This window comes from Kitasatospora sp. NPDC086801, from assembly GCF_044745805.1.
Classification (GTDB): domain Bacteria; phylum Actinomycetota; class Actinomycetes; order Streptomycetales; family Streptomycetaceae; genus Kitasatospora.
Genome location: NZ_JBIVAX010000011.1, coordinates 79,579 through 100,677, shown reverse-complemented (window position 1 = coordinate 100,677; position 21,099 = coordinate 79,579). Strand labels below are relative to the sequence as shown.

The window sequence follows — 21,099 nt, the reverse complement described above, 5'->3', positions numbered from 1 at the left end:
GCGATCTCCCTTGTCAGCGCAGGGCGTGCAGCGAGTCGGCTTCGCGGGCGCCCCAGGCCGAGACGGTCCACAGGATGCACAGCGGGGTGGTGTCGCGGTCGCAGGAGTAGAAGCCGTGGTCCTTGTAGGCGGGGATCTGGGAGTACGCGGGGCAGCCGCCGCCACAGGTGTCCGTCTTGGGGCATCCGGTGCACACCGGGTCGGCGGTGAGGTAGGCGTTGAGTTCGTTGTTCGGGTCGGGGTTCAGGACGAGCCGGTCGCCGTCGAAGGTGGCGTAGTGCCGGCCGTCGTCCATGAAGACAGGGCAGGCGAAGACGGTGCCGTCAGGGTAGACGTGCGGGCGGTCGAGAGTGCGGGCGGGGCAGCCCGGGTATCCGCGGTCGAACCAGGTCTGCTGGGTGTCGGCCTTGACGAAGGTCGGCGGGTAGTAGACCGCCAGACGCGGCTCGGGCGGGAAGGCTTCGATCTCGGCGCAGAAGTCCATCCACTCGGTGGGGCTGAGCGGTTGGAGGAAGCGGCCTCCGTTGCCGGTTTTGCCGAGGTTGTGGAAGCTGAGGGTGTGGGCGCCGAGTTCTGCGAGGAAGGGGATGAGGTCGAGGACGTCTTCGCGGTTGGTCTGCGAGACGGTGCACATCACGCGGACCTGGTAGCCGAGTTCGCGTGCCCGGGCGATGTGGTGGACGACCTTGTCGTAGTTGGTGGGGTTGCCGCGGATCTTGCGGTGGATGAGCGGGTCGGCGGACTCCAGGGAGAAGTTGAAGCTGTTCAGGGTGGTCGGGGGGATCTTGTCGAACAGGGCGTCGTCGAAGTCGCCGTTGCTGCTGATGGTGACCTGGTAGCCGCGCTCGCGGCCGGCGGCGACGATGGCGGGCAGTTCGGGGTGCAGGGTGGGCTCGCCGCCGAGGAGATAGAGCTTGTCGTGGCCTCCGGTGATCCGGAAGTAGTCCATGACCTTGACGGCCTGCTCGACGCTCATCGTGTTGGCGGCGTTGAGGCGCTCGTTGCCCACATAGCAGGTCTTGCAGCGCAGGCCGCAGGCGGTGGTGGGGTAGAGGAAGACGAATCGTTCGCGGGTCTGGCGGTAGATCGGCAGGCGCGTGGTGGGCATACCGAGCGGGACGGTGGTCATCGGTGTCCTTCCGGTTCAGAGTGGAGGAAGGCGAGGCACTGGGCGGTCAGTGGTGCGGCGAGGACGTGGGCGGCGGAGGGCAGCGGGCAGGCGGTGCCGTCCGGGGGTGGCTGGGCGACAGGGCTACCCGGGTGCAGGACTTCGGCGCGGGCCGACAGCTCGGTCCCGAACCAGCGCTCCAGGCCGATTCCCACAGGGGTGTCGGCCCAGGCGTCGGTGCTGGCTAGGGACTCCCACCGGTCGGCGAGCTGCTGCTGCGGACTGCCGGGAGGCAGGCGCAGCCGGCCCTTGTGCTGCTGGATTCGGGGCATCGGCCAGGCGGAGAAGTAAGCCGCCGCCCGGGCTTCGAGCGCCGGAAGCAGGCCGGCGGGGTCGTGGACGGCGGTCTTCGGGTCGCTGAGGAACTTGAAGACGACGTCACCCTTGCGGAACACCGACAGCGGGCAGTCGGCGAGGTAGCAGGCGGATCGCTGAACCGCAGGCACGGCCTCAATGCAGGTTTCGGTGAAGTCCAGCAGAGTATTCAGGGTGTCGAGGGTGAGGACTTCGCCGCAGTGGTCGAAGTCGAGGCCGGCGATGCGGTGCACGGTGCGCAGGCGCTCGGCGAACTGCCGCTCGCGGTCGTGGTCACTGCGGGCGGTGATGACGAACAGGTCGATGTCGCTGGTCGGCTTGTTGGTGCCGCGCGCGTACGAGCCCCCGACGAACGAGCACAAGAGGTTGGCACCAAAGGTCTCGACGGCCGCGCGGCCTGCCTCCGCAATGGCTTGGGTGCTGCTCATGCCGCCTGCCCGGTGGTGCGGCCGGGGCCGGCGGTGATGGCCTCGGCCACGACGAGGCCGCCGACCGCGGCCTGCAGGATGCCCTGGGCCAGTCCAGTGCAGTCACCGGCCGCGTACAGACCGGGAGCCGTGGTCTCCAGGCAGTCGGTGAGCGTCAACTCGTCCCACAGGTTTTCCAGTTCGAGCCCGATCACGGCGACTTCGGCGGCGGTGGGGTCGCTCATGGCGGTGCCGGTGAAGTAGGCCATCAGGTCTTCGAAGGCGCTGCACAGGGCGCTGTGGACGTCGCGGGGCAGGATGCCCGCGAGATCGGCCACCTGGTAGTCGCGCAGCGAGGGGTGGAAGCCGCTGAGCTCGGCGAAGCGGTCAAGACCGGTGCAGGTGAGGGAGCGGCTGCGGAAGTCGGGGTACCACTGGAGGACGGGCTTGCCCGGCCGGTCGGTCCTGAGCGCCCGGTAGGGCACGAGGAGGTTCTCCTCGACCCAGCCCGAGGTTCGAGGGCTGCTGTCAGGAGCGCGGAGCTGCGCGAGGAGGGCGAAGTTCGCGGTGCCACCCGTGTGCGCTTCGGGGATGACGTGGCCGTCGAGGAGGGTGTGGTCGCCGTAGTCCGTGAACTTGATCCGGCCGCCGCCGGGGCCCGCGCAGTAGCAGAACGTCTTGATCTTCACGCCGTTGGTGACGATGGTGGTCTTGAAGTCCTCGTGGATGTCGGCCCCGCGCCGCAGGAGCGCGGTCGGGGCCTCGAAGCGGACGCCCACGGACGGAACGGGCTCGGAGTACGAGAGTCCGAGGCCCCGAAGGGTCTGCCGCCACCAGCGCTGGCCGCGCCGGCCGACCGCGACGACCACCGAACTCGCCTGCACGGTCTCGCCGGGACCGGCCAGCCCGGCGACCTCGGCGTGCCACGCGTGCCCGAGCGGCTTGAGGGAGGCGACCTGTGTCTGCATCCGTAACTCGGTGCCCGGCGCCGTTGTGATACGGCGGTGGAGCCGGTCGATCAGCGAGCGGACCTGCGACGCGCTGAGCGAGGCCACCGGGTAGTCCTTGACCTTGAACGGCCCAGGGGCGGGGAGGGCGCCGCGGAACACCGGCCGACTCTCCCCGCACAGTCGCCGCATCGCCCGGTCTGCGACGGCTTCGGCCCGTTCGGCGCCGAGGAGTTCGGCCAGCCGCCGGCCGCTGGGGAACTGGGAGAGCTTCACCCCGTCGCCGTAGTGGATGGAGCCGCCGAAACCGGAGATCACGTTGCAGATGCCCTTGCAGCCGTTGCAGGAGCGCATGAGGTCCACCGGGCAGGTACGGCGCCGGTGCGGGCGGCCGGCATCGACCAGCAGCACCCGGGCTCCGCTTTCCGCGAGCCGGTCGGCGGCGACCAGCCCGGCCGGCCCCGCCCCGATCACCAGCGTGTCGACGATCGTGGTCAACTGTGGCCTCCATAGTGGTTCTCGATCCAGGAGGAGGCGGCGCGAGCGGCCTCGACGGCCGGCCGGTTGGCCTCCTCGATGAGGGTGATGACGGCCGGGTGGTGCAAGTGCTGGTATTTCGAGCGGCCGTTCAGCACGGGCGTCGCGCATAGGTCGACGACCAGCGAGCGGGCAGGGGCGTCCGCAAGGCTGGCGACATGGTCGAGGTAGTCGGGTGTGAGTCCGGAGGTCGCGAGGACCAGGTCGAAGCCGCTGTCCCGTACGGTGTCGGGCAGGTCCGTGATACGCAGAACGGTCGGCCGGGTGTTCCCGGGCCTCAGGAGCCTGCGGAGCTTCTTGGGGCTGCGGGTCAGGAGGAAGACGTGGCGCTCATCGCCAAGTTCCCGCGCGACGGCCTGCGCCAGCATGCCGCCCCCGACGACCACCAGGTTTCGTGGGTGCGTGGCTGGCGCGTCCAGGAGGGTGCGGGCGAGGTCGCGGTAGTCGAGCCGGGCCCGAAGGCCGAACCGGCGCCGCGCCTGGGTCGCGAGCAGGAGTATCTCCGCGCCCACCGGGCGGAGCAAGTGGCTGACGGGCAGCCGCTCGAAGGCCGCGTGGACCTGCTGGAAGACGAACTGCTCCCCGAGGACCAGGGACATCGTGCCGGCGGCGATCCGGGCCAGTCGGGAGGCAGCGGCCTCGTGGCCGGTGAGCCTCCGGCTGAGCGGGGTCGGGAGCACCGCGGCGGCAGCTGCCGCGGGTTCGGCCTCGTACCACTCGACGCGGTGGCAGGTCCGCAGTAGCAGCCCGGTCATCGAGCCCATCCCGGCCGCGCCGTCCAGTTGCTGGAATGCTGCTCCCAGCTCCCTCAGCGAGTGGGTGGTGGTGTCGTTGAAGGCGCACCAGGCGATCCGGCCTGTGGCGGCTGCCGAGCTGATCCTGTTTTCGCGTGGTGGATCAGCAGTCTGGGCCATGAGTACCTCCTCAGTTCCAGCAATCGGGCGCCGGCGGGAAGCGCCCTCGGTGTATCGGGGTGTGCGGGCGGCCAGGGCAAGAGTGCTGGACGCCCGTGAGGTGAGGTGGTGCGAGCGCCCCCTACCTCAGCAGCGTGAGGCGGATGCGCTTTCCTGTGCGCAGAGGGCAGAACTCGAGGCTCTCGGCCAGCGCCGAAAGCATGGAGAGCCCGCGTCCACTGGTCCCGTCCTCGGACGGCCCGTTGATCACGGGGAGAGCCTCGCAGTCATCAGTGACCTCGACGACGACTCCGAGCTCGGTCTCGAGCATGAGCAGTTCACAGCTGTCCGAGTCGGCGTGCTGAAGGACGTTGGCGAGGAGCTCGCTCACGCCCAAGACAACCAGTTCCTCCAAGTCTCCGCGGCCCCAGAGTCGAAGGTGGAGGCGGGCGATGGTGCGCATGACGCTGATGTCGCAGGGTTGGATGCCCGACAGGACCGTGTGGTACCGCCTGGTGGGCTCGGCCTCAGAGACGAACATCAACCCTCCCGGGGCTGCGGTCGTCGGCAATTAACGATCACCGGCAGGTCCGTGTCGCGGAGCAAAGTGAGGCACACCTCGGCGACTGCCTGCGGTCCGAGGACACGTACCGGACACTCAGGACAGCCGTGAGTCGCTCACAACCCAGTTCATTCGTGCCAAGGTTGGAGGTCGGCGTTCGGGCGTGAGCTCTCCGCCGCAAGCAGACAGCGATTGCGATCCGGAGTTCTCGGACTGCACCGCGTCACATCGCTAGCGTCTCGCGCTCAGTGACATCTCGTCAAGCATGTGACTGGCAAATTGCCAGTCCTGACCCGAGTCATGTGCCTGGCAATGTCCACCTAGACTGTCCGCGACTGGGTGGGGGTGCCCTACTCTGACGGGACAGATAAGCGTCGACTTCGAAGGGGAGCAGATGACAGCGACGATCCCCAGCAGCCCGGCCACCGCACGTCGGCAGTTCGGGGCCGACATCCGGCGCCGGCGCGAAGACCGCGACCACACAGCCGCAGACGTCGCGGTTGTCCTCGGGTGCAGCGTCTCCAAGGTCACCCGGATCGAGACCGGACAGCGCAGTGCCACCCCCGACGACTTCGACGCCCTGATGGAGCTGTTCCAGGTTCCCGACACCGAACGCGGCCACCTGGAGGCGCTGTTCAAACGCGGCCGGAAACGGACCAGCATGTGGTGGGACTCCTACGCCGATGTCCTCAGCTCGCGATACGTCGAGTTCATCCGCCATGAGCACGAGGCGGCTGCCATCTTCGACTACCAAATCGTCTACATCCCCTCCCTGCTGCAAACCGAGGACTACGCCCGTGCGGTCACCGGTGTTGGCTTCGCCGCCCTGGGCCCCGACCAGATCGACAGCCTCGTCGAGGTCAAGATGCGTCGCCAGCGCCGGATCCAGCACGAGGCCGAGCCGCTGCGGTTCTCCGGCGTGATCACCCAGGCCGCCCTCGAATTCCACGTGGGCGGCCCCGCCGTCCAAGCCGCGCAGCTGCGCCATCTCCGCGCGGCGATGGCGCAACCCCACGTTGATCTCCGCGTGATCCCCTTCGCCAAGGGCGAAGAGGGCACGTTGACCGGGGCGTTCAACACCTTCACGAACGAAGGGCAGAAGGCCCCGGAAGCCGCGTTCGTGGAGGCCGTGACTGGTAGCGTCTTCATCGACGATGCACTGGGTCTGCGGCGTCTCCATCGCCTATCCACCTATCTCGCCGACGCAGCCCTCAGCGTCGACTTGAGCCTCGAACTGATCGAGCAGACCGAGAGAAAACTGGCATCAGAATGATCAACACAATGGAGCTGTACGCAGCCCCTCTCACCGGAGCCGACTGGCACAAGAGCACGTACACCGCGAACAACGGCCAGTGCGTGGAGCTTGCACCCGTCCCTACGCTCCCGGCTGTCGCCATCCGCGACTCGAAGAACCTCCAGATCAAACCGATCAGGACCAGCAACCGGTCGATGCAGAACTTCGCCACGGCCCTCCTCGCCGGCGAGCTGGTCGAGGTATGAGCCACCCCGCAGGCACCGCCAAGGCAGCCCTCTACGCCCTCGACCTCAGCACCGCAGTATGGCTGGCGGCCCCCGGCGGCAATCCCGCCGACCGCCTGGAACTGGCGTACCTCCCGGAGGGCGCCGTGGCCCTTCGGCACTCGGCCAATCCAGAGGGCACCATCCTGCGATACGACGCCAAGGAGTGGCGGGCGTTCCTGCTGGGGCTCGCTGACGGCGAGTTCGACTCCGATATGGGGCTGGCCTCAGTGCCGGCCCTACTTGCGATGGCTGGCGCTTCGCCGACAGTTTCGGCCTGCTGAGGAAGCGCGCTGCCCGTCAGAGCACCGGGGAACCGCACGCCCCGGTGCCGGCGGCGAAGACGCATACTCAAGCGCTGGCCAGCCATAGACCCTTGTACTGGATCTCGGGGTGCCGGTGCTCTCTTGTGATGGTACCGGCCGGGGTGTAGCCGCAGGACCGCAGCAGGTCCTGTGTTGTGGTCTGGTCTCGTTCCTCGTTGTAGACACCGATGATCAGCCGGCCGCCAGGGGCGACGACATGGTCCAGCAGATGGGCTACGTACGCTCCACGCAGGTCAGTCGGCACGTAGTCCAGGCCGGTGCGGACGGCGTCGAAGCGATGTGGAGGCTTCCAGCCCATCGCGTTGGCGGTCCAGATCCGATGCGCCCACTTCGGGCAGCGGGTTCGAGCGATGTCGGCGAGGGCTGTGGAGATCTCCACTCCGTAGGGCTCGATGGTGATCCCTGTTTCAGCCGCCCAGTCGGTCAGGCTCTCCATCAGGTGGCCGTTGGCGCATCCGATGTCGAGGAACGTCCCGCCGTGGGGCGGGAGCAGGTCGACGAGCAGGCTGCGGGCTTCTCGCCAGCGGGTCTCGTCGCCGCTGTGGCCGGACTGGGCCCGCGGGTTGTCGCCGTTGAGGTAGGCCGGTTCGATGACGTCCAGGACGGCGGAGTGCCACTCGAACGCCGTGATCTCGCCGGCCTGGTACGCGTCGTCGATGGGCGCCAGATCCCGCCAGCCTCGCTCCTTCGCGCTCGCGATGGCCTCGGCGTCGTGACCACCCGGAGGACGCGTGGTGGGGTCCATGCCTGCTCCTTCCCAGTTCGGTGACGATGGTGCAGTAGCAGTACGGCTAACGTTCAGCTCGCTTGAAGAGTCCGGATCAGTCGCGCGGCCTCGCGCTGCGCGGGCTCCACTCGCGGGTCGTTCGGACGGGCGTGAGGTCCGACGATCTTCGCCAGCACGAACAGCTGCATCAGCGTCCCGTCCCGGCTCTCAAGGTCTGCCCGGCGCTCCCGCCTGACTCTTTCCGCGAGTGCCGGTACGGCGAGGGACGCAGCGTACAGCGACGCCGAGTCGAGTCCTCGTGGGGCCATTCCCCAGTCCTCCCAGTCGAACATGCAGAAATCACCAGGGCCGGTGACGTTCGCCCAGTTCAGGTCGGCGTGAGCAGGACACCACTGGTCCACCCGAGTTTCGTGCGCTCCGGGGAAGGCGGCCTTGATTGTGTCGTCGACCAGCTGCTGCGTGACTCGTTCGGTGTCCGGGGCCGCCACCCGGGCTGTGTGCTGAACGGCCAGTGCTGCCAACGAGGCGTTCAGCGAGCACCACCACTCATCCGGTAGTTCCGGGTCCACGGTCACCACCGCGGCCCCCACCGCGAACTCCGGCAGCAGCGAGGTCTCGTCCACGTGCCAGATCGCCCCGTCGTCCGGGTCCTGCCACGTCGCCGACCCGTACCAGCGTGGCATCGCCACGCCGGCCAACACCGCTGCGGCTTCGAATCCGCCCCAGCCCTGTTCCCGAGCCCGCGCCCAGGGGCGGCGTTCGACCCGGGTCCAGCTGCCGCGGTCGGTGCCGGCTCCGACCGTCCGGCGCTTGCGCGCGACGCTGCGCCGGTCCAGCCTCGTGCCGAGGCGCTGCTCCACCTGGTCCAGGACGTGATCGACGGGCTCCTGCCGGAGGTCCACCGTCTACCGGACGAGGCCGGCGTCGGTGCCCTGCGGTGGGATGACACCGGTCAGTTCACGTGCCAGGTCAGTGAGGAGAGGGGCGAGTTCCGGGTAGTACCCGCGGTCAACGGCCTGGAGCATCTCCGCGATAGCGATGAGCTGACCGACGCGTCCGGCCGGAGTGTCGAGGATGTCGGCGAACTCCGTGCGGATGCGGTCCGCAACCGTGGGCACGAGGAGGCTGCTGACCCACAGGACCGCAGGGTCGTAACCAACCGGCACCAGGCCCCAGCGCTCCCAGTCGAGGATCCTGAGCGGCCGGGCGGTCAGGTTGGCCCACTGGAGATCACCGTGCCCGGTGGTCCGCTCGACGTCGGCCGGGGCCGGGATGCCGAGGTACTTCGGGAAGACCTCTTCGACCCACGCCTGGCGCAGCGTGATCTTCGTGCCCGGTGCTTCCGCAATGGCGGCCAGCGCGTTCCGCAGCCCGGTCCACCAGCCATCGTCCAAGCCGGGGTCATCGCGGAGGTCCGGGGTCGAGGAGACCGCGGAACCTACCAGGTCGAAGACATCGGCCTGGTAGAACCAGCCGGCCTCCGTCCAGTCAACGGTGTCGTGGAGCCGGGGGCGCGGCACGGAGGCGGGGACGAGCTGTTCTGCGCCGAGGGCGCCCTGCCCGGTCGGCCGGGGCGCCCGGAGGCGGCTGCTTCTGGAGACCCGGAGCCAGACGTTCTCGGCCCGGCGGCCGATAGTGGTTCCGGAGGTGCCGAACACCGGCGGTCCGGTGCACACCAGGTTGAGGAATCCGGCGGCCTTCTGGTGCGCTGCCGTCAGGTCGTGCCGGGTGTCGTCATCCGGCTGAAAGGGCATCGAGCACCGTCCTGAGTCGTGCGTCGGGGATCGGCTGGGCGAGAGCGTCCCGGGAATCCTCCCAGTGCTGGAGGGCGCTGGTCGAGGTGAGGACGACGTCCAGCGCGGGGCAGGCGCCGATGAGCTGGAATGCGGCGGTGTGCGGGGTCGATCCGGGCTGGATGAGGTTCACTAGTTCGGGGGTCATCAGGCCCGGCAGTTCGCCTCCGTGCAGGGGCGCGGAAGCGAACGTCACGATCCCGGCGTCGCGTGCGTGGACGAGTGGCCCGGCTCCGTCGAGGGCCTGGGCGATGGGCTCGGCCATGACGAGGCTGACCGGCAGCTGGATGCCAGCGAGGTGGTGGTTCGGCGACCCGCCCGCTTCACCGGCCAGCGCGATCAGTTCGGCGACGGTGAACGCCTGGTTGGTGAAGCCGGCCCAGGTGGCCACGCCGTACCCCCCGATGCGGCCGGCCTGCGCAAACTCCTCCAGCACGGCGAACGCGGCGCGGAGGCTGTGATGCAGCTGCTGCCGGTCGTGGTCAGATCGTTCGGGGTTGTGGACGAAGACGATGTCGGCACGGCCGAGGGCCGCGAGCGACTCCTCGGTCTGAGCGCGGACGTCCACGGGGGCGATGCTGTGGCGGCCGTCCGGATAGAAGCCGGTCTTCGTCGTTACCTTGGCGGTCGGGTGCTCGGCGAGCACCGGGGCGAGGTCGTGGTGTGCCCGGCCGTGGCCGTAGTTGGGGGCGGTGTCGATCCACTTCGCCCCGGCCGTGAGGGCGGTGCGCGCCGCTTCGCCGACGGCGCGCACCCGGTAGGTCCCCAGGCCGAGATCCGGGCTCATCGGCTTGCCTCGACGACGGCGAGGGCCTGACCCCGGATGAGGGCGGTCAAGACGTCGGCCACCTCCTTGGCCTCCAGCCCTGCGGCGTCGGCGAGATCCCCGATGCTGGCGGTATCCCCGGTCAGGAGGATCTGCAGTGCGGGGACGGCACGTTCTGCGAAGTCCCACGCGGTGCCGGCGGCGGACAGCGTGACGGTCCCGGTACCCGGGCTGCTGGTGAGTTCGGCGCGCGCGGCGGTGATCTGGACCGTGACCTCCCTGTCCGGGGGAACCGCGTTCACGAAGGGCAGAGACGGGGCCGGGCGGCCGAAGTGGGTGGTACCGGTGGACCAGGCCCAGCGGTCGATCAGGTCGGGGTTCGACAGTGCAGTGAGCACCGCGGTCCGCAGATCGGCCAGGTAGGCGGCCTTCTCGGTCGCCGAGGCGTGGAGTGGGACGTCCGTCCGTACGGCCGCGCTCTCGTGCAGCTCATCCACCAGCCAGCCCAGGAGCGTGGCGCCGGTCTGGGCGACGAGTCCGAAGGTGAGGTGCAGCGACTCACTGCCCTGATCAGCAGTGACGCTGTGCCACCAGCCGCGCGGCAGGTACAGGATGTCGCCCGAGTGGAGGACGAAGTCCGCAACCGGTTCGCCCTCGGGTTCCTCCGGGGATTCCACGTCGCGGAAGGTCGGGGCCTGCCGGGTCGGTTCCCACAGCCGCCAGCGCTTCGCCCCGTACTGCTGGACCACGACCACCGCGTGGTCGTCCCAATGCCGGCCGAAGCCCTCCTGCTCTGTCCACGAGGCGTACGCGTTGGTCTGCACCGGCGTGCCGATGAAGCGCTCCAGCGCGTCGGCGGCGGCACGGATCGGCGGGTGGATCTCGTCGATCGCGTCCACGACGAGGGAGGCGCCTTCGGCGAGCTGGGCGTGGAGTTGGGCGGGGTGCAGCCGGTTCCAGGCCACCCCGCGCCGGTTGGTGCTCGGGGTCGAGTACCAGCCCACCGGGACAGCCTGCCCGTCCTTCGACAGCCGTAGCCGCGGCGGGTCGAGGCGGTGGGTGGCGAGGATCGAGTTCAGATCGTCCCAGGACAGGAGGGTAGCGGTGTCGGCGTCCTCTGCGGGGAACACAGCATAGGAGCGGTGCAGCGCCTGGGTGAGGAACTGGTCCCCACCCAGGCGCGCCGCCCATGAGGCGGTCTCAGGCATCGTGGGCGGTCTCTCAGGTGTCGTTCTGGTCGGACCGGCCGCCGGTGTTGTCGGACGGCACGTCGGCCCGCGAACGCGCCGCCCGGATGCTGCGGACGGCGACCAGCACGCCCTCGTCGTCGGCCGTCACGGAGTCGTCCATGCGGTTGGCCTTTCTTCCTTGGTGCTCACCGGGCCTTCCGGCAATCACCAGGGAATCGCTGCGCAGTGCATCCGAACAGAGCAGAATTGAGGCGTTGATGAGGCATCTGTGCGGCAAACCGGCTGCTGAGCAGGAAACTTCGCGGTCAGGACGAGTTCCGCGCGTCAAGGGGGCGGATGGTGGGGGTGCGGCGCGAGCGGTTCATCGAGCTTCGGCGGAAGGCCGGCTTCACCCAGGAGTCGCTGGCCGCAGCCATGAACGTCGAGCGCTCGACGGCCAGCCGGTGGGAGCGGGGAGAGTACTCGCCCCGGCCGTGGCAGATGGGCAAGCTGGCCGACTTGCTGGGCATCGGCCAGGAAGACCTTGCCGCTGCCTTGGCTGCCTCCCCGGCCCCTGGGCGAGGCGGTGAACCCACGGCGGACGCCCGAGATCGAGAGGGGACCGGCTGGACAGCCGACTCGGCTGCGGGGCGCGGGGCTGCCACGATGGCGCTCATGGACGGCGGCGTGCGGGTCGGCTGCCGGTCGACAGACGGCAGGATCGTCTTCGTCACCCTGCCGCGCCAGGCGTTGACGCAGGGTGCATCGGCATCCTCCGGGCTCTCGCGCCCGTCCGGACTCGTGGTGCCCGTGGTACAGGCTCTACCAGCCGTTCTCACCGGCGGCCTTCACCCGGTCGAGGACCTGCGGGCACTGCGCCGGTCCCTCGTTGAGTGCGACAACGTCCTCGGGCCGCGCGAGGTCGTGGCCACGGCCCAGGAGCACATCCGGCTGATCCAGGACCTCCGCCGGGATGCCTCCGGCCAGGACCGCCGTGCCCTGCTGCAAGTCCTCGCCGAGTACGCGGAGTTCTGCAGCTGGCTACACCAGGACGGCGGCGACCACCAGGCCGCCCAGTACTGGGCCGACCGCGCGAGCGACTGGGCGGGCGCCTGCGGCGACCACGACCTGAGCGCCTACATCACCGCCAGGAAGGCCCAACTCGCCGGCGATATGCGCGAGTCCACCGACACCATCGACCTCGCAGACTACGCCCAGCGCCTAGCCCGCCCCGGAAGCCGGCTGAGCGCGATGGGCGCCGTCTACGGCGCCCACGGCCACGCGCTTCTCGGTGACGAGCGGAGTGCCCAGCACACCTACGACCGCGCGCTCGCGATGCTCGCCGACCCATCCGAGGCTCCGGTCGGCCGCGGCCGGTGGCTCGACACCGCGTACGTGGAGGCCCAGCGTGCTCGCTCGCTCTCGCTGCTCGGCCGCCATCACGAGGCGGTGGCTGGCTTCGACCAGGCGATCCGGGCGCTGCCGCCCAACTTCCGCCGCGACCGCGGCGTCTACCTCGCCCGCTCGGCCATCTCCCAGGTCACCGTCAACGGCCCTGAGCAGGCCGCGGCAACCGGCCTGGCGGCGCTGGCCATCGGCTCCACCACCGGCTCCGCCCGGATCATCACCGAGCTGGCCGCGCTCGATGCACTGCTGCAACGATGCAGGCGAGTCCCCGAGGTGAAGCAGTTCCGGCACGCCCTCGACAGCCTTCTCCTCCATGAAGTGTGATCACCACAGCCCGTACCACCGAGAGAACGGACCACACGCAATGGCCACCCGCCCCTTCGTCCTGCTCAGCGTCGCCACCTCCGTCGACGGCCACATCGATGACACCTCGCCGCAGCGCCTCCTACTCTCGAACGAGGCCGACTTCGACCGTGTCGACCAGGTCCGGGCGGAGTCCGACGCCATCCTCATCGGCGGCAACACCCTGCGCAGCGACAACCCGAGGCTTCTCGTGAACAGCGAGAAGCGCCGCGCCGACCGCATCGCTGGCGGGAAGCCGGAGTATCCGCTTAAGGTCACCATCTCCGCCAGCGGTGACCTGAGCCGCGACCTCAAGTTCTGGCACTTCGGTGACAAGAAGGTCGTCTACACCACCGACGCCGCCGCGCCCAAGCTCCGCGAGGAACTCGACGGCCTGACCGACATCGTCAGCACCGGCGAGAGCGTCGACTTCGGCGCACTGCTCGACGACCTCGCCTCCCGGGGCGTCGAGCGCCTCATGGTCGAGGGAGGCGGGCAGATCCACACCCAGTTCCTCTCCCAGGGCCTGGCAGACGAAATCCACCTCGCCATCGCGCCGCTGCTTGTCGGCGACGCCGCAGCACCCCGCTTTCTCCACCCTGCCGACTACCCCGGTGGCAGCAGTCAGCGGATGCGCCTGCTCGGGTCGGAGCAGGTCGGCGACGTGGTGGTGCTGCGCTACGCGCCCAAGACCGAGGCTGGCTGACCCTTTTACCGGGCCGGTGCCGCCACGTGCCGGGTATGGGCCCCTCCGCTGTGGACGGCGGGTTCGTCCCGGCCAGAGCCGGCCCGGTAGTCTGCGGGCACGCCAGTGGCGATGCCGGGAGGACTGCACCGCATGACCGACGACCGCACCGGGCTGGCGCCCGCGTGGGTGGCCCAGACCGCGGTGTCCTATGACGAACTCCGGTTCGCACAGGGCGCGCTGTGGTGGCTGCAGTCCGATCCCGACAACGACGGCCGCCAGCGACTCATGCGCAGGTTCGCCGGGTCGACCCTGCCGGTGACGACGCCGGAGTTCCCAATCGGTAGCCGGCTCCACGCCTACGGCGGCGGCAGTTTCGTGGTGGCGCCGGACGGTGTGTGGTTCGTTTCCGGCGGCTCCCTCTTCCACCTTCCTACTGGCGGCACCGCGGTGTGCGTCGCACCCGGCGACGACGGGGTTCAGTACGGGGACCTCGCGCTGTCCTGGGACGGGCTTCTGCTGGCCGTCCGTGGTGACGACGCGGCCGACGAGATCGTCTCCGTCTCCAGGACGGGGCACATCGAGGTCCTCGTCCGCTCCTCCGGGTTCCTGGCCAGCCCGCGGCTTGCACAGGGCCGACTGGCCTACCTGGTGTGGGACCGCGATCAGATGCCCTGGGACGCCTCTCGTCTGCTGCTGGCAGCCGTCCAACCCGGCACCGCAACACCGAACGTGGTCGTGGCAGGCGGCCGGCAGGAGTCCGTGACGCAGCCGTCCTGGGGGCCGGACGGCCGCCTGCACTTCATGTCCGACCGCACCGGCTGGTGGAACCTGTACCAGTGGAACGGCATGGCGGAGGCAGTCGCCCCGGTCGACGCGGACTGCGCCCCCGCGCCGTGGGAGGGCGGCTACCAGTCGTACGGCTTCACACCCCACGGTGAGATCGTGCTGACCGCCACAGACGGGATCGTCACCGAGCTGCTCCTCGTCAATGGGGCCGACCGGCGCCGCATAGGCTCGAACCTCACTTCGATAAAGCCCTACGTCGCCGCGACAGAAGCCGCTGCGGCAGTGATCGGCTCCACGGCAAGCAGTTCCCCCGCGATCTGGCTGGTCGGCCTCGCGGCTGGATCGGACGGCCGCGCCCGCCCGGCGGCACCGGACCTGTCATCCCCATCACCTTGGACGGTTCCAGCGCCCTCGGTGGAGGTCGTGGAGACGGCCGGCGGGCCGCTGCGCTTCCTGCTGCACCGCCCGGACGGTACCGGGTCGGCGCCGCTGATCGTCCGAGCTCACCCCGGGCCCACCGACGATGTCCCCCTGCGGCTGGACTGGACGACGCAGTTCTTCGTCAGCCACGGCTTCGCGGTCGCCGAGGTCCTGTACCGGGGCAGCACAGGACAGGGACGGAACTTCCGGCAGTCGCTGCACGGTCATTGGGGTGAGTACGACGCCGAGGACTGCGCCGCTGCCGGCGAGCATCTCCTCGCCGCCGGCGTCGCACGGCCCGGAGCCCTGTTCATCAGCGGCGCCAGCGCTGGCGGGTACACCGCGCTCCGTTCCGCGTGCCGCCCTGGTCCCTTCCGCGCGGCTACGGCCACGTCGGCGATCATCGACCCGGCCCGATGGGAGAAGTCCGTGCCGCCGTTCCAGCGTCCGCACGCCGCGGTGCTGCGCGGGCCTACGGGCGCGGTGGCGACCGACGACGTCCGGGTTCCTGTCCTGGTGATCCACGGCACCGCCGACACGATCACCTCCGCCGATGACGCGAGGCACTTCGCCGACGCTCTGTTCGCCAGGGACCAAGGCCACGAGCGCCTGTTCCTTGAAGGCGGTGACCACTACCTGTCGGACCCCGCGTCACGGGAGCAGGCACTCGCCGCCGAACTCGCCTTCTACCAGCGCATCATGCGCCACGGGACAGGGTGATGGCGACGCTGTCGGCCTCGGGCAGCACCGCACGCGTGAACTCCCGCAGGTCGCGCACGGGCGCGTAGTCGGCGTGGGCCTGCAGGTCGACGAGGATGCCCGCCACACGGTCGATACACCGGCCGGAGCCGGTTCTGGCCGCGTACGTGACCGCTTCCCGGCCAGCCGCGCACGCCTGATCGAGGTCTCCGGTGCGCAGCCAGGTGGCGGCGAGCAACGCGGCGTCGATGGCGCGCCGGCGGACCTTGTCCTTGCCAACGCCTTGGAGGGCGTCTGTCAGCTGGGTCCTCGCGGCGGGTGCGCGGCCGAGATCGTGGAGGCAGTGTGCGATCTCGTCGGCCAGGTAGGCGTGGGTGAAGTACCCGATCCAGGCAGGTTCGTCGCCGTCTGCGGCGTCGAGAAGTTCCTCGGCTTGCCGGATCTCCCGGGTCGCCTCGGGTTCGCGTTGCATGCGGGCGTTCGCGCGGGCGAGGACGGCGGTGATAGCCGCCCGGGTGGAGGGGCTGGCGGCGGTGCCGGCTGCGGCTCGGGCTGAGGAGGCCCAGCGCAGGGCGACCTCCGGCTGTCCACAGTGCAGTGCGAGGTGTGCGCAGTTCACGGCGACCAGGTAGGCGCCGTATGCCGTGTCGGTGGTGGCGGTGAGGGAAAGGGCGCGCTGATAGTACTCCTGAGCGCGAACCGGGTTCCCGGTGTCGACGGCCTGGTAGCCCGCGAGTTCGCAGAATCCCGCGGCGAGCATGGCACGGCGCCGGGCGGCCTCGCCGTTAGCGGCGGGGCGGCGGAGCATCGCGGCGAGTTCGGTGTCGATGTACTGGCGCACCTGTCCGGTGTAGTGGCGGGCGCCGTGGGTGTGGTCGAGCTGACGAAACATGGCGAGCATGCCCTCGGCGACGCCGATTTCCTCGCCGGTGACCCACGGCGTGCCCCCGGCCCCGTGGCCTGCCGAGCTTGCCGCTGCCCAGTCGCCGATTACCAGGTCCATCGTGAGGAGGTGTGCAGCACCACCGTCCGGCAGGGGATCGCCGCCCGGTTGGGACTCTGTCTGACTCGCAGATACGGCAGAGGACTTCGCTGCCGCCTGCTCACGGGCCAGCCGCAGCAGCCGGTCGAGCTCTGCAGCCGCGATGGTCAGCAGCTCTGCGAGCCTGGGGCGCTGCCAGGGCCGCGGCTCAGCCTTGCCCTGCTCCCAGCGCGCCACTGTGGTTCGCTCGACACCCATCGCGGCCGCAAGCGTCTCCTGTGAATGGCCGGCCGCCGCTCGCTGCAGGGCCAGTTCGGTGCGTCTCTTGACCGCCATCGGCTGATTCCCAAACTCTGTCCACGCGCCAAAGACGCAGCCCAGCATCCACTTTGCCGCAGCAATGCGTCATCAGTGCGTCAAGTCTGCTCTGTCCTCCCACTCTTCGTGCTGCTTTGGTGTGACTCGCTGCCGGAGACCAGGAATCCAGGTGGCGCCCCCGGCTCCCCGGGCCCGCTCGCCGCCGTGCGGAACCCGGTTGATCACGGTTCGATCCGCGTTACGACTTCGAACGCACCAGTCTGTCATGCCCATGAAATGGAGCACTCGAACCATGCACCCCGCACGTCCGATACGGCTGGTGCCGGTCTACCACCCTGCCGGGTTCGATGGCGCGCTCCGCACCGCGGTGGACGATCTGCGGACCGGACGCTGGCTGTCGACGCAGCGGCTGCTGGCCACCACGGCGCAGGCCGGCCGGCGGACCTCTCGGACGCAGGTGCTGGCGCTGGTCGCGGCCCGGTCGACGGTGCTGACCAACTGGGCACACGAGGAGCCGGACGACCCTGGGCTCGCCATCCTGCGGACCAGGGTGATGGTCGAGCACGCCCTGGCCGCAGCCGAGGCCGGCTCACTGAAGGCCGGGGCCTTGGAGCAGGCAGCGCGCGAGTCGTGCTGGGCCGCCTCCAACGTACTGCCTCCGGATCCCGTGCCGTGGGTCTGCCTCCTCGCCCTGGCCGTGTTGGACCGGCCCAGGGCACGGCCCGAGCACCAGCAGCGCTCGTCGGACCCGATGCTGCCGCCCGGCCCGTGGGGGCTGCTCGACGAAGCGCAAAGGCGCGATCCGGGCAACCGGGAGGCCCATCACCGCATGCTCCGCTACTGGCAGCAGGTCTACCGGCCAGCGGCGGCGGACTTCGTGAACGTCGTCGTGCCGAGGGTGCCGGCCGGTTCGCCGCTGGCTGCCCTGCCGTTGTACTTATCGGTCGAGCAGTACCGCAACGAGCCTCGGCGGAACGCGGTGGTGCTCCGGCAGTGGCTACGGGAGCCGCACTTCTCCCGTGCTCTGCGCGCGTACGAGAGCTGGTCCGCTTCGGAGCCCGGGTCGTGGCCGGTCGCCGATCTCAGCTACCTCGCCCATGCGTTGTGGGCGTCGGCCCGGATGGACACCGCCGCTGAGGTCTTCACCGCGCTCGGACAGTTCGCTTCCAGGGCCCCGTGGAGCCTGGTCGCCGACTCGCCGGAGAAGGCGGAGGACCTGCTGCTGACCGCGCGCCAGCAGTCCTTCGCTGGCCGGGCGACCGCCCTGGCCTGACTACCCCGTCCCTGCCCACCTTCTCCCCATGGAGGTCGACTTCGATGTCCCCCGTCCACGCCGCTGAGCTGTCCGACGAGGATCGGCTGCGTCAGCTCGGCTACGAGCCCAAGCTGAGCAGGCGGATGGGCGAGTTCGGCAACTTCGCCAGCTCGTTCTCCGTCATCAGCATCCTGTCCGGGTGCATGACGATGTTCGCGTTCGGCCTGAACACCGGCGGTCCGGCGGTGATGTTCTGGGGCTGGATCGGCGTCGGTGCGATGGTCCTCTTCGTCGGCCTGGCGCTCGCCGAGGTGACCTCGGCCTACCCGACGAGCGGGGGCCTGTACTTCATGGCGCACCAGCTCGGTGGCCCGCGGTGGGGCTGGCTGGTCGGCTGGCTCAACCTGCTCGGTCTGATCGGCGGCATCTGCGGCATCGACTACGGCGCCGCCAGCTTCATCGGAGCCTTCCTCAACCTTCAGTTCGGCTACGAGCCCACGCCCGTCGGCCTGTTCGGGATCTTTGCGGCCGTCCTGCTGCTCCACGCGCTGCTGAACCTGCCGAACGTGCGCCGGGTCGCCTTCCTCAATTCGATCTCGGTGTGGTGGCACATCGGCGGCGTTGTGCTGATCGTCGGCGCGCTCGCGATCGTGCCCAGCCACCACCAGGAGGCCGGCTGGGTCGTCGGGCACTTCGTCAACAACACCGGCTGGAGCAACCCGATCTACGTGAGCGCGATCGGGCTGCTGCTGGCGCAGTACACCTTCTCGGGCTACGACGCCTCCGCGCACATGGCCGAGGAAACCACCAAGGCGGCGGTGTCCGCGCCGCGCGGGATCGTCCGTTCGATCTGGGTGAGCTGGATCGCCGGCACCGTTCTGCTGGCCGGCATGCTGTTCGCCATCCAGGACTACTCCGGCGTCCTCAACTCGCCCACCGGCGTGCCCCCGGCGCAGGTTTTCGCCGACGCGCTCGGAACGACTGGGGCGAAGGTGCTTCTCGTGGTGGTGATCGTGGCGCAGGTGTTCTGCGGCAACGCGGAGACGGCGGCGTCAGCGCGGATGGTCTTCGCGTTCTCCCGGGACGGCGCGCTCCCCGCCTCGGGCCTGTGGAGCCGGGTGTCGGAGCGCACCGGGACGCCGGTGGCCGGGGTGTGGTTGTCGGTGGGGGCAGCCGCGGTGCTGGCGCTGCCGTCGCTGTACAGCACGACCGCGTACGGGGCGGTGACCGCCGTCAACGTGGTGGGGATGACGCCGGCGTACGCGGTGCCGATCTACCTGCGGCTTCGCAGGGGCCGGAAGTTCCGGCCCGGGCCGTGGAATCTGGGCCGCCGGGGGCCGTTGATCGGGTGGATCGCGGTGGGCTGGGTGGCGGTGGTGAGCGTGCTGGTGTGCCTGCCCCAGAGCTATCCGGTGACCGTTGACACCTTCAACTATGCACCGCTGGCGCTCGCGGTGGTGCTGCTGCTGGCGTGGTTGTGGTGGCTCAAGGCGGGGCGCTCGTACTCGCCGCCGGTCCAGCAGTCGGCCGAGTTGGTCGAGCTGACCGAGGAGGTCGTGTGACGAGCCGCCGCCGCGCAGGCCGTACGGCGACGATGCGGGCAGCCCGGTACCGCGTGGCTGGCAACTCGCCGATGGCAGCCTCTCCCACCGGGCCGCTGCACCGGCTGATGGCCGACTTCGGGATCGCGACGGTGCTGCTGGCGGCCGTCGATGTGCAGGGTCGGCTCAAGGGCAAGGAGTACGACGCGGCCTGGTTGGTGGACCGGTTGCGGTCGGGCCGTCTTGCCCCGGAGATGTGCGGGTACGTGCTGGGAACCGACCTGGCCATGACTCCGGCGAGCAGTGGGCCGTTCTCCTGGGCGAGCGGCTTCGGCGACGTCGGTCTGCTGCCTGACACGAAGCGGGCCCGGCTGCTGCCGTGGCTGCCGGGCACCGCGTTGGTGCTCGCCGAGCCGATCGGCGGCGGCTGGCCGCACCCGCTGGGTCCGGGCACGGTGTTGAACGAGCAGTTGCACCGGCTCGCCGGGCTCGGTGTGGTGCCGGCGGTGGGGATCGAGACGGAGTTCGTGCTGTACGAGGGCACCGCCCGGGATGCGGCTGCGGCCGGGTGGCGTGGGCTTCGCCCCGCCGTGTGGGACAACCGCGACTACGCCCTGGACCAGCCGCCGGTGGTACGGGAGTTCGGCCGACGACTCCGGGAGGTCCTCACGGGCGCGGACATGCCGGTCGAGGCTGTCAAAGGCGAGGGCGGTGCCGGCCAGATCGAGGTCACCTTCCCGTACGGGCAGGCGCTGGCCGCGTGCGAGCAGCACGTGCTGTTCAAGCACGCCGCGAAGACGATCGCGGACGAAGCCGGTTTGACGGCGTCGTTCATGGCGGCCCCGTCCACCGGGGTCGGCAGCGGCCTACACCTGCACGTGTCGCTGCACGACTTCGACGGCCGGACAATGCTGGCCTCCGACCCTGCCGACGGGACCGAACTGTCGGAGCTGGGCGAGCAGGCGGTGGCCGGGCTACTGACCGTGCTGCCAGACACCGCCCCGCTGTGGGCACCATACGTGAACAGCTACAAGCGCCTGCAGCCGCACTCGTTCGCCCCGGCCCGCTTCACCTGGGGCCACGACAACAGATCATGCGCGGTGCGCCTGGTCGGGCACGGCCGCAGCCTGCGGCTGGAGGTGCGGCTACCCGGCGCGGACGCCAACCCGATGCTCGCGCTGGCGGCCGTCCTGGCCGGTGTCCGGCACGGCGTCGAGGCCGGCCTCAAGCCCCCGCCCGCCACCCGCGGCGACGCCTACCTGAACCGTGAGGCGCTGCCCGTGCCGCAGTGCCTGGCCGAGGCACTCGCCGCCTTCGAGACCAGCGCACTGGCCGGCGAACTGCTCGACGAGCCGGTCGTCGCGCACCTGGCGCGCGTCGCCCGCCTGGACCTGGACCACCATGCCGCCCGCGTCACCGACGCCGAGCTGGAGCGCGGTCTCACCCAGGCATGAGCCCCGGGCCGGTCGCGGCGCCACACCCCCTGCCCGCGACCGGCCCGGTCCAACCTCACCCCTCACCCTCGCCCTCACC

The 21,099-nt window shown here is 70.0% G+C and carries 22 protein-coding genes; 9 read left to right on the top strand and 13 right to left on the bottom strand.

The genetic code is table 11. The annotated features are described in order from the left end of the window. Positions 1-13: 13 nt before the first annotated feature. The 5 genes from ACIPLC_RS15425 to ACIPLC_RS15405 form a co-directional block, all read right to left on the bottom strand. Positions 14-1,129 (bottom strand): radical SAM protein, encoded by a 1,116-nt coding sequence (locus ACIPLC_RS15425; protein ID WP_400473467.1) that lies wholly within the window; start codon positions 1,127-1,129, stop codon positions 14-16. Then, complete coding sequence (locus tag ACIPLC_RS15420) at positions 1,126-1,911, bottom strand: nucleotidyltransferase domain-containing protein (RefSeq protein ID WP_400473466.1); 786 nt, start codon at positions 1,909-1,911, stop codon at positions 1,126-1,128. Before ACIPLC_RS15420 ends, ACIPLC_RS15425 begins: the two co-directional genes overlap by 4 nt. Next, positions 1,908-3,335, bottom strand: coding sequence for an FAD-dependent oxidoreductase (locus tag ACIPLC_RS15415; RefSeq protein WP_400473465.1), 1,428 nt, complete (start codon positions 3,333-3,335; stop codon positions 1,908-1,910). The genes ACIPLC_RS15420 and ACIPLC_RS15415 overlap by 4 nt, the downstream gene beginning before the upstream one ends. Next, on the bottom strand, positions 3,332-4,288 hold the full coding sequence (locus tag ACIPLC_RS15410) for a hypothetical protein (protein WP_400473464.1): 957 nt from the start codon (positions 4,286-4,288) through the stop codon (positions 3,332-3,334). Before ACIPLC_RS15410 ends, ACIPLC_RS15415 begins: the two co-directional genes overlap by 4 nt. Positions 4,289-4,409: 121 nt before the next feature. Then, positions 4,410-4,730 (bottom strand): ATP-binding protein, encoded by a 321-nt coding sequence (locus tag ACIPLC_RS15405; protein WP_400473463.1) that lies wholly within the window; start codon positions 4,728-4,730, stop codon positions 4,410-4,412. Positions 4,731-5,223: 493 nt separating this feature from the next. Here ACIPLC_RS15405 and ACIPLC_RS15400 point away from each other — a divergent pair, with 493 nt between their 5' ends. From ACIPLC_RS15400 to ACIPLC_RS15390, 3 genes are read left to right on the top strand one after another with little or no spacing between them, the layout of a single operon-like run. Further along, positions 5,224-6,102 carry a helix-turn-helix domain-containing protein gene (locus ACIPLC_RS15400; RefSeq protein WP_400473462.1) on the top strand — a complete coding sequence of 293 codons (879 nt, stop codon included), beginning with the start codon at positions 5,224-5,226 and terminating at the stop codon, positions 6,100-6,102. An 8-nt stretch (positions 6,103-6,110) separates the two neighbouring features. Then, positions 6,111-6,329: a DUF397 domain-containing protein gene (locus ACIPLC_RS15395; protein WP_360330668.1), complete on the top strand. Its 219-nt coding sequence runs from the start codon at positions 6,111-6,113 to the stop codon at positions 6,327-6,329. Next, positions 6,326-6,631, top strand: a complete 306-nt coding sequence (locus ACIPLC_RS15390) for a DUF397 domain-containing protein (protein ID WP_400473461.1) — start codon at positions 6,326-6,328, stop codon at positions 6,629-6,631. The genes ACIPLC_RS15395 and ACIPLC_RS15390 overlap by 4 nt, the downstream gene beginning before the upstream one ends. 67 nt (positions 6,632-6,698) lie before the next feature. Here ACIPLC_RS15390 and ACIPLC_RS15385 read toward each other — a convergent pair whose 3' ends face one another. From ACIPLC_RS15385 to ACIPLC_RS15355, 7 genes are all read right to left on the bottom strand, one after another. Further along, positions 6,699-7,418: a class I SAM-dependent methyltransferase gene (locus ACIPLC_RS15385; protein ID WP_400473460.1), complete on the bottom strand. Its 720-nt coding sequence runs from the start codon at positions 7,416-7,418 to the stop codon at positions 6,699-6,701. A gap of 53 nt (positions 7,419-7,471) precedes the next feature. Beyond that, complete coding sequence (locus ACIPLC_RS15380; RefSeq protein WP_400473459.1) at positions 7,472-8,302, bottom strand: hypothetical protein; 831 nt, start codon at positions 8,300-8,302, stop codon at positions 7,472-7,474. Between the two features lie 3 nt (positions 8,303-8,305). Then, positions 8,306-9,154, bottom strand: coding sequence for a hypothetical protein (locus ACIPLC_RS15375; protein ID WP_400473458.1), 849 nt, complete (start codon positions 9,152-9,154; stop codon positions 8,306-8,308). Further along, entirely contained in the window at positions 9,135-9,980 is an 846-nt protein-coding gene (locus tag ACIPLC_RS15370) for an aldo/keto reductase (protein WP_400473457.1), read from the bottom strand. The genes ACIPLC_RS15375 and ACIPLC_RS15370 overlap by 20 nt, the downstream gene beginning before the upstream one ends. After that, positions 9,977-11,167, bottom strand: coding sequence for a cupin domain-containing protein (locus ACIPLC_RS15365; RefSeq protein WP_400473456.1), 1,191 nt, complete (start codon positions 11,165-11,167; stop codon positions 9,977-9,979). Before ACIPLC_RS15365 ends, ACIPLC_RS15370 begins: the two co-directional genes overlap by 4 nt. A 13-nt stretch (positions 11,168-11,180) precedes the next feature. Continuing rightward, the gene (locus ACIPLC_RS15360) at positions 11,181-11,309 is read right to left on the bottom strand and encodes a hypothetical protein (RefSeq protein ID WP_400473455.1); all 129 of its coding nucleotides are present in this window, start codon (positions 11,307-11,309) and stop codon (positions 11,181-11,183) included. A gap of 145 nt (positions 11,310-11,454) precedes the next feature. Then, complete coding sequence (locus ACIPLC_RS15355; protein WP_400473580.1) at positions 11,455-11,658, bottom strand: hypothetical protein; 204 nt, start codon at positions 11,656-11,658, stop codon at positions 11,455-11,457. On the opposite strand from ACIPLC_RS15355, the gene ACIPLC_RS15350 reads away from it, so the two are divergent. The 3 genes from ACIPLC_RS15350 (at position 11,564) to ACIPLC_RS15340 (ending at position 15,491) form a co-directional block, all read left to right on the top strand. After that, entirely contained in the window at positions 11,564-12,859 is a 1,296-nt protein-coding gene (locus ACIPLC_RS15350) for a DNA-binding protein (protein WP_400473573.1), read from the top strand. The genes ACIPLC_RS15355 and ACIPLC_RS15350 overlap by 95 nt on opposite strands. Positions 12,860-12,899: 40 nt before the next feature. Beyond that, positions 12,900-13,583 (top strand): RibD family protein, encoded by a 684-nt coding sequence (locus ACIPLC_RS15345; RefSeq protein WP_400473454.1) that lies wholly within the window; start codon positions 12,900-12,902, stop codon positions 13,581-13,583. A gap of 132 nt (positions 13,584-13,715) precedes the next feature. Next, the gene (locus ACIPLC_RS15340) at positions 13,716-15,491 is read left to right on the top strand and encodes an alpha/beta hydrolase family protein (protein WP_400473453.1); all 1,776 of its coding nucleotides are present in this window, start codon (positions 13,716-13,718) and stop codon (positions 15,489-15,491) included. On the opposite strand, the gene ACIPLC_RS15335 is transcribed toward ACIPLC_RS15340, so the two are convergent. After that, positions 15,469-16,788 carry a helix-turn-helix domain-containing protein gene (locus ACIPLC_RS15335; protein WP_400473452.1) on the bottom strand — a complete coding sequence of 440 codons (1,320 nt, stop codon included), beginning with the start codon at positions 16,786-16,788 and terminating at the stop codon, positions 15,469-15,471. The genes ACIPLC_RS15340 and ACIPLC_RS15335 overlap by 23 nt on opposite strands. Positions 16,789-17,062: 274 nt before the next feature. Between ACIPLC_RS15335 and ACIPLC_RS15330 the strand changes: the two genes are divergently transcribed. The 3 genes from ACIPLC_RS15330 (at position 17,063) to ACIPLC_RS15320 (ending at position 21,020) form a co-directional block, all read left to right on the top strand. Continuing rightward, positions 17,063-18,043, top strand: a complete 981-nt coding sequence (locus ACIPLC_RS15330; protein ID WP_400473451.1) for a hypothetical protein — start codon at positions 17,063-17,065, stop codon at positions 18,041-18,043. Between the two features lie 44 nt (positions 18,044-18,087). After that, on the top strand, positions 18,088-19,587 hold the full coding sequence (locus ACIPLC_RS15325) for an amino acid permease (protein ID WP_400473450.1): 1,500 nt from the start codon (positions 18,088-18,090) through the stop codon (positions 19,585-19,587). A 71-nt stretch (positions 19,588-19,658) separates the two neighbouring features. Further along, the gene (locus tag ACIPLC_RS15320; RefSeq protein WP_400473449.1) at positions 19,659-21,020 is read left to right on the top strand and encodes a glutamine synthetase family protein; all 1,362 of its coding nucleotides are present in this window, start codon (positions 19,659-19,661) and stop codon (positions 21,018-21,020) included. The last annotated feature ends 79 nt before the right edge of the window (positions 21,021-21,099 follow it).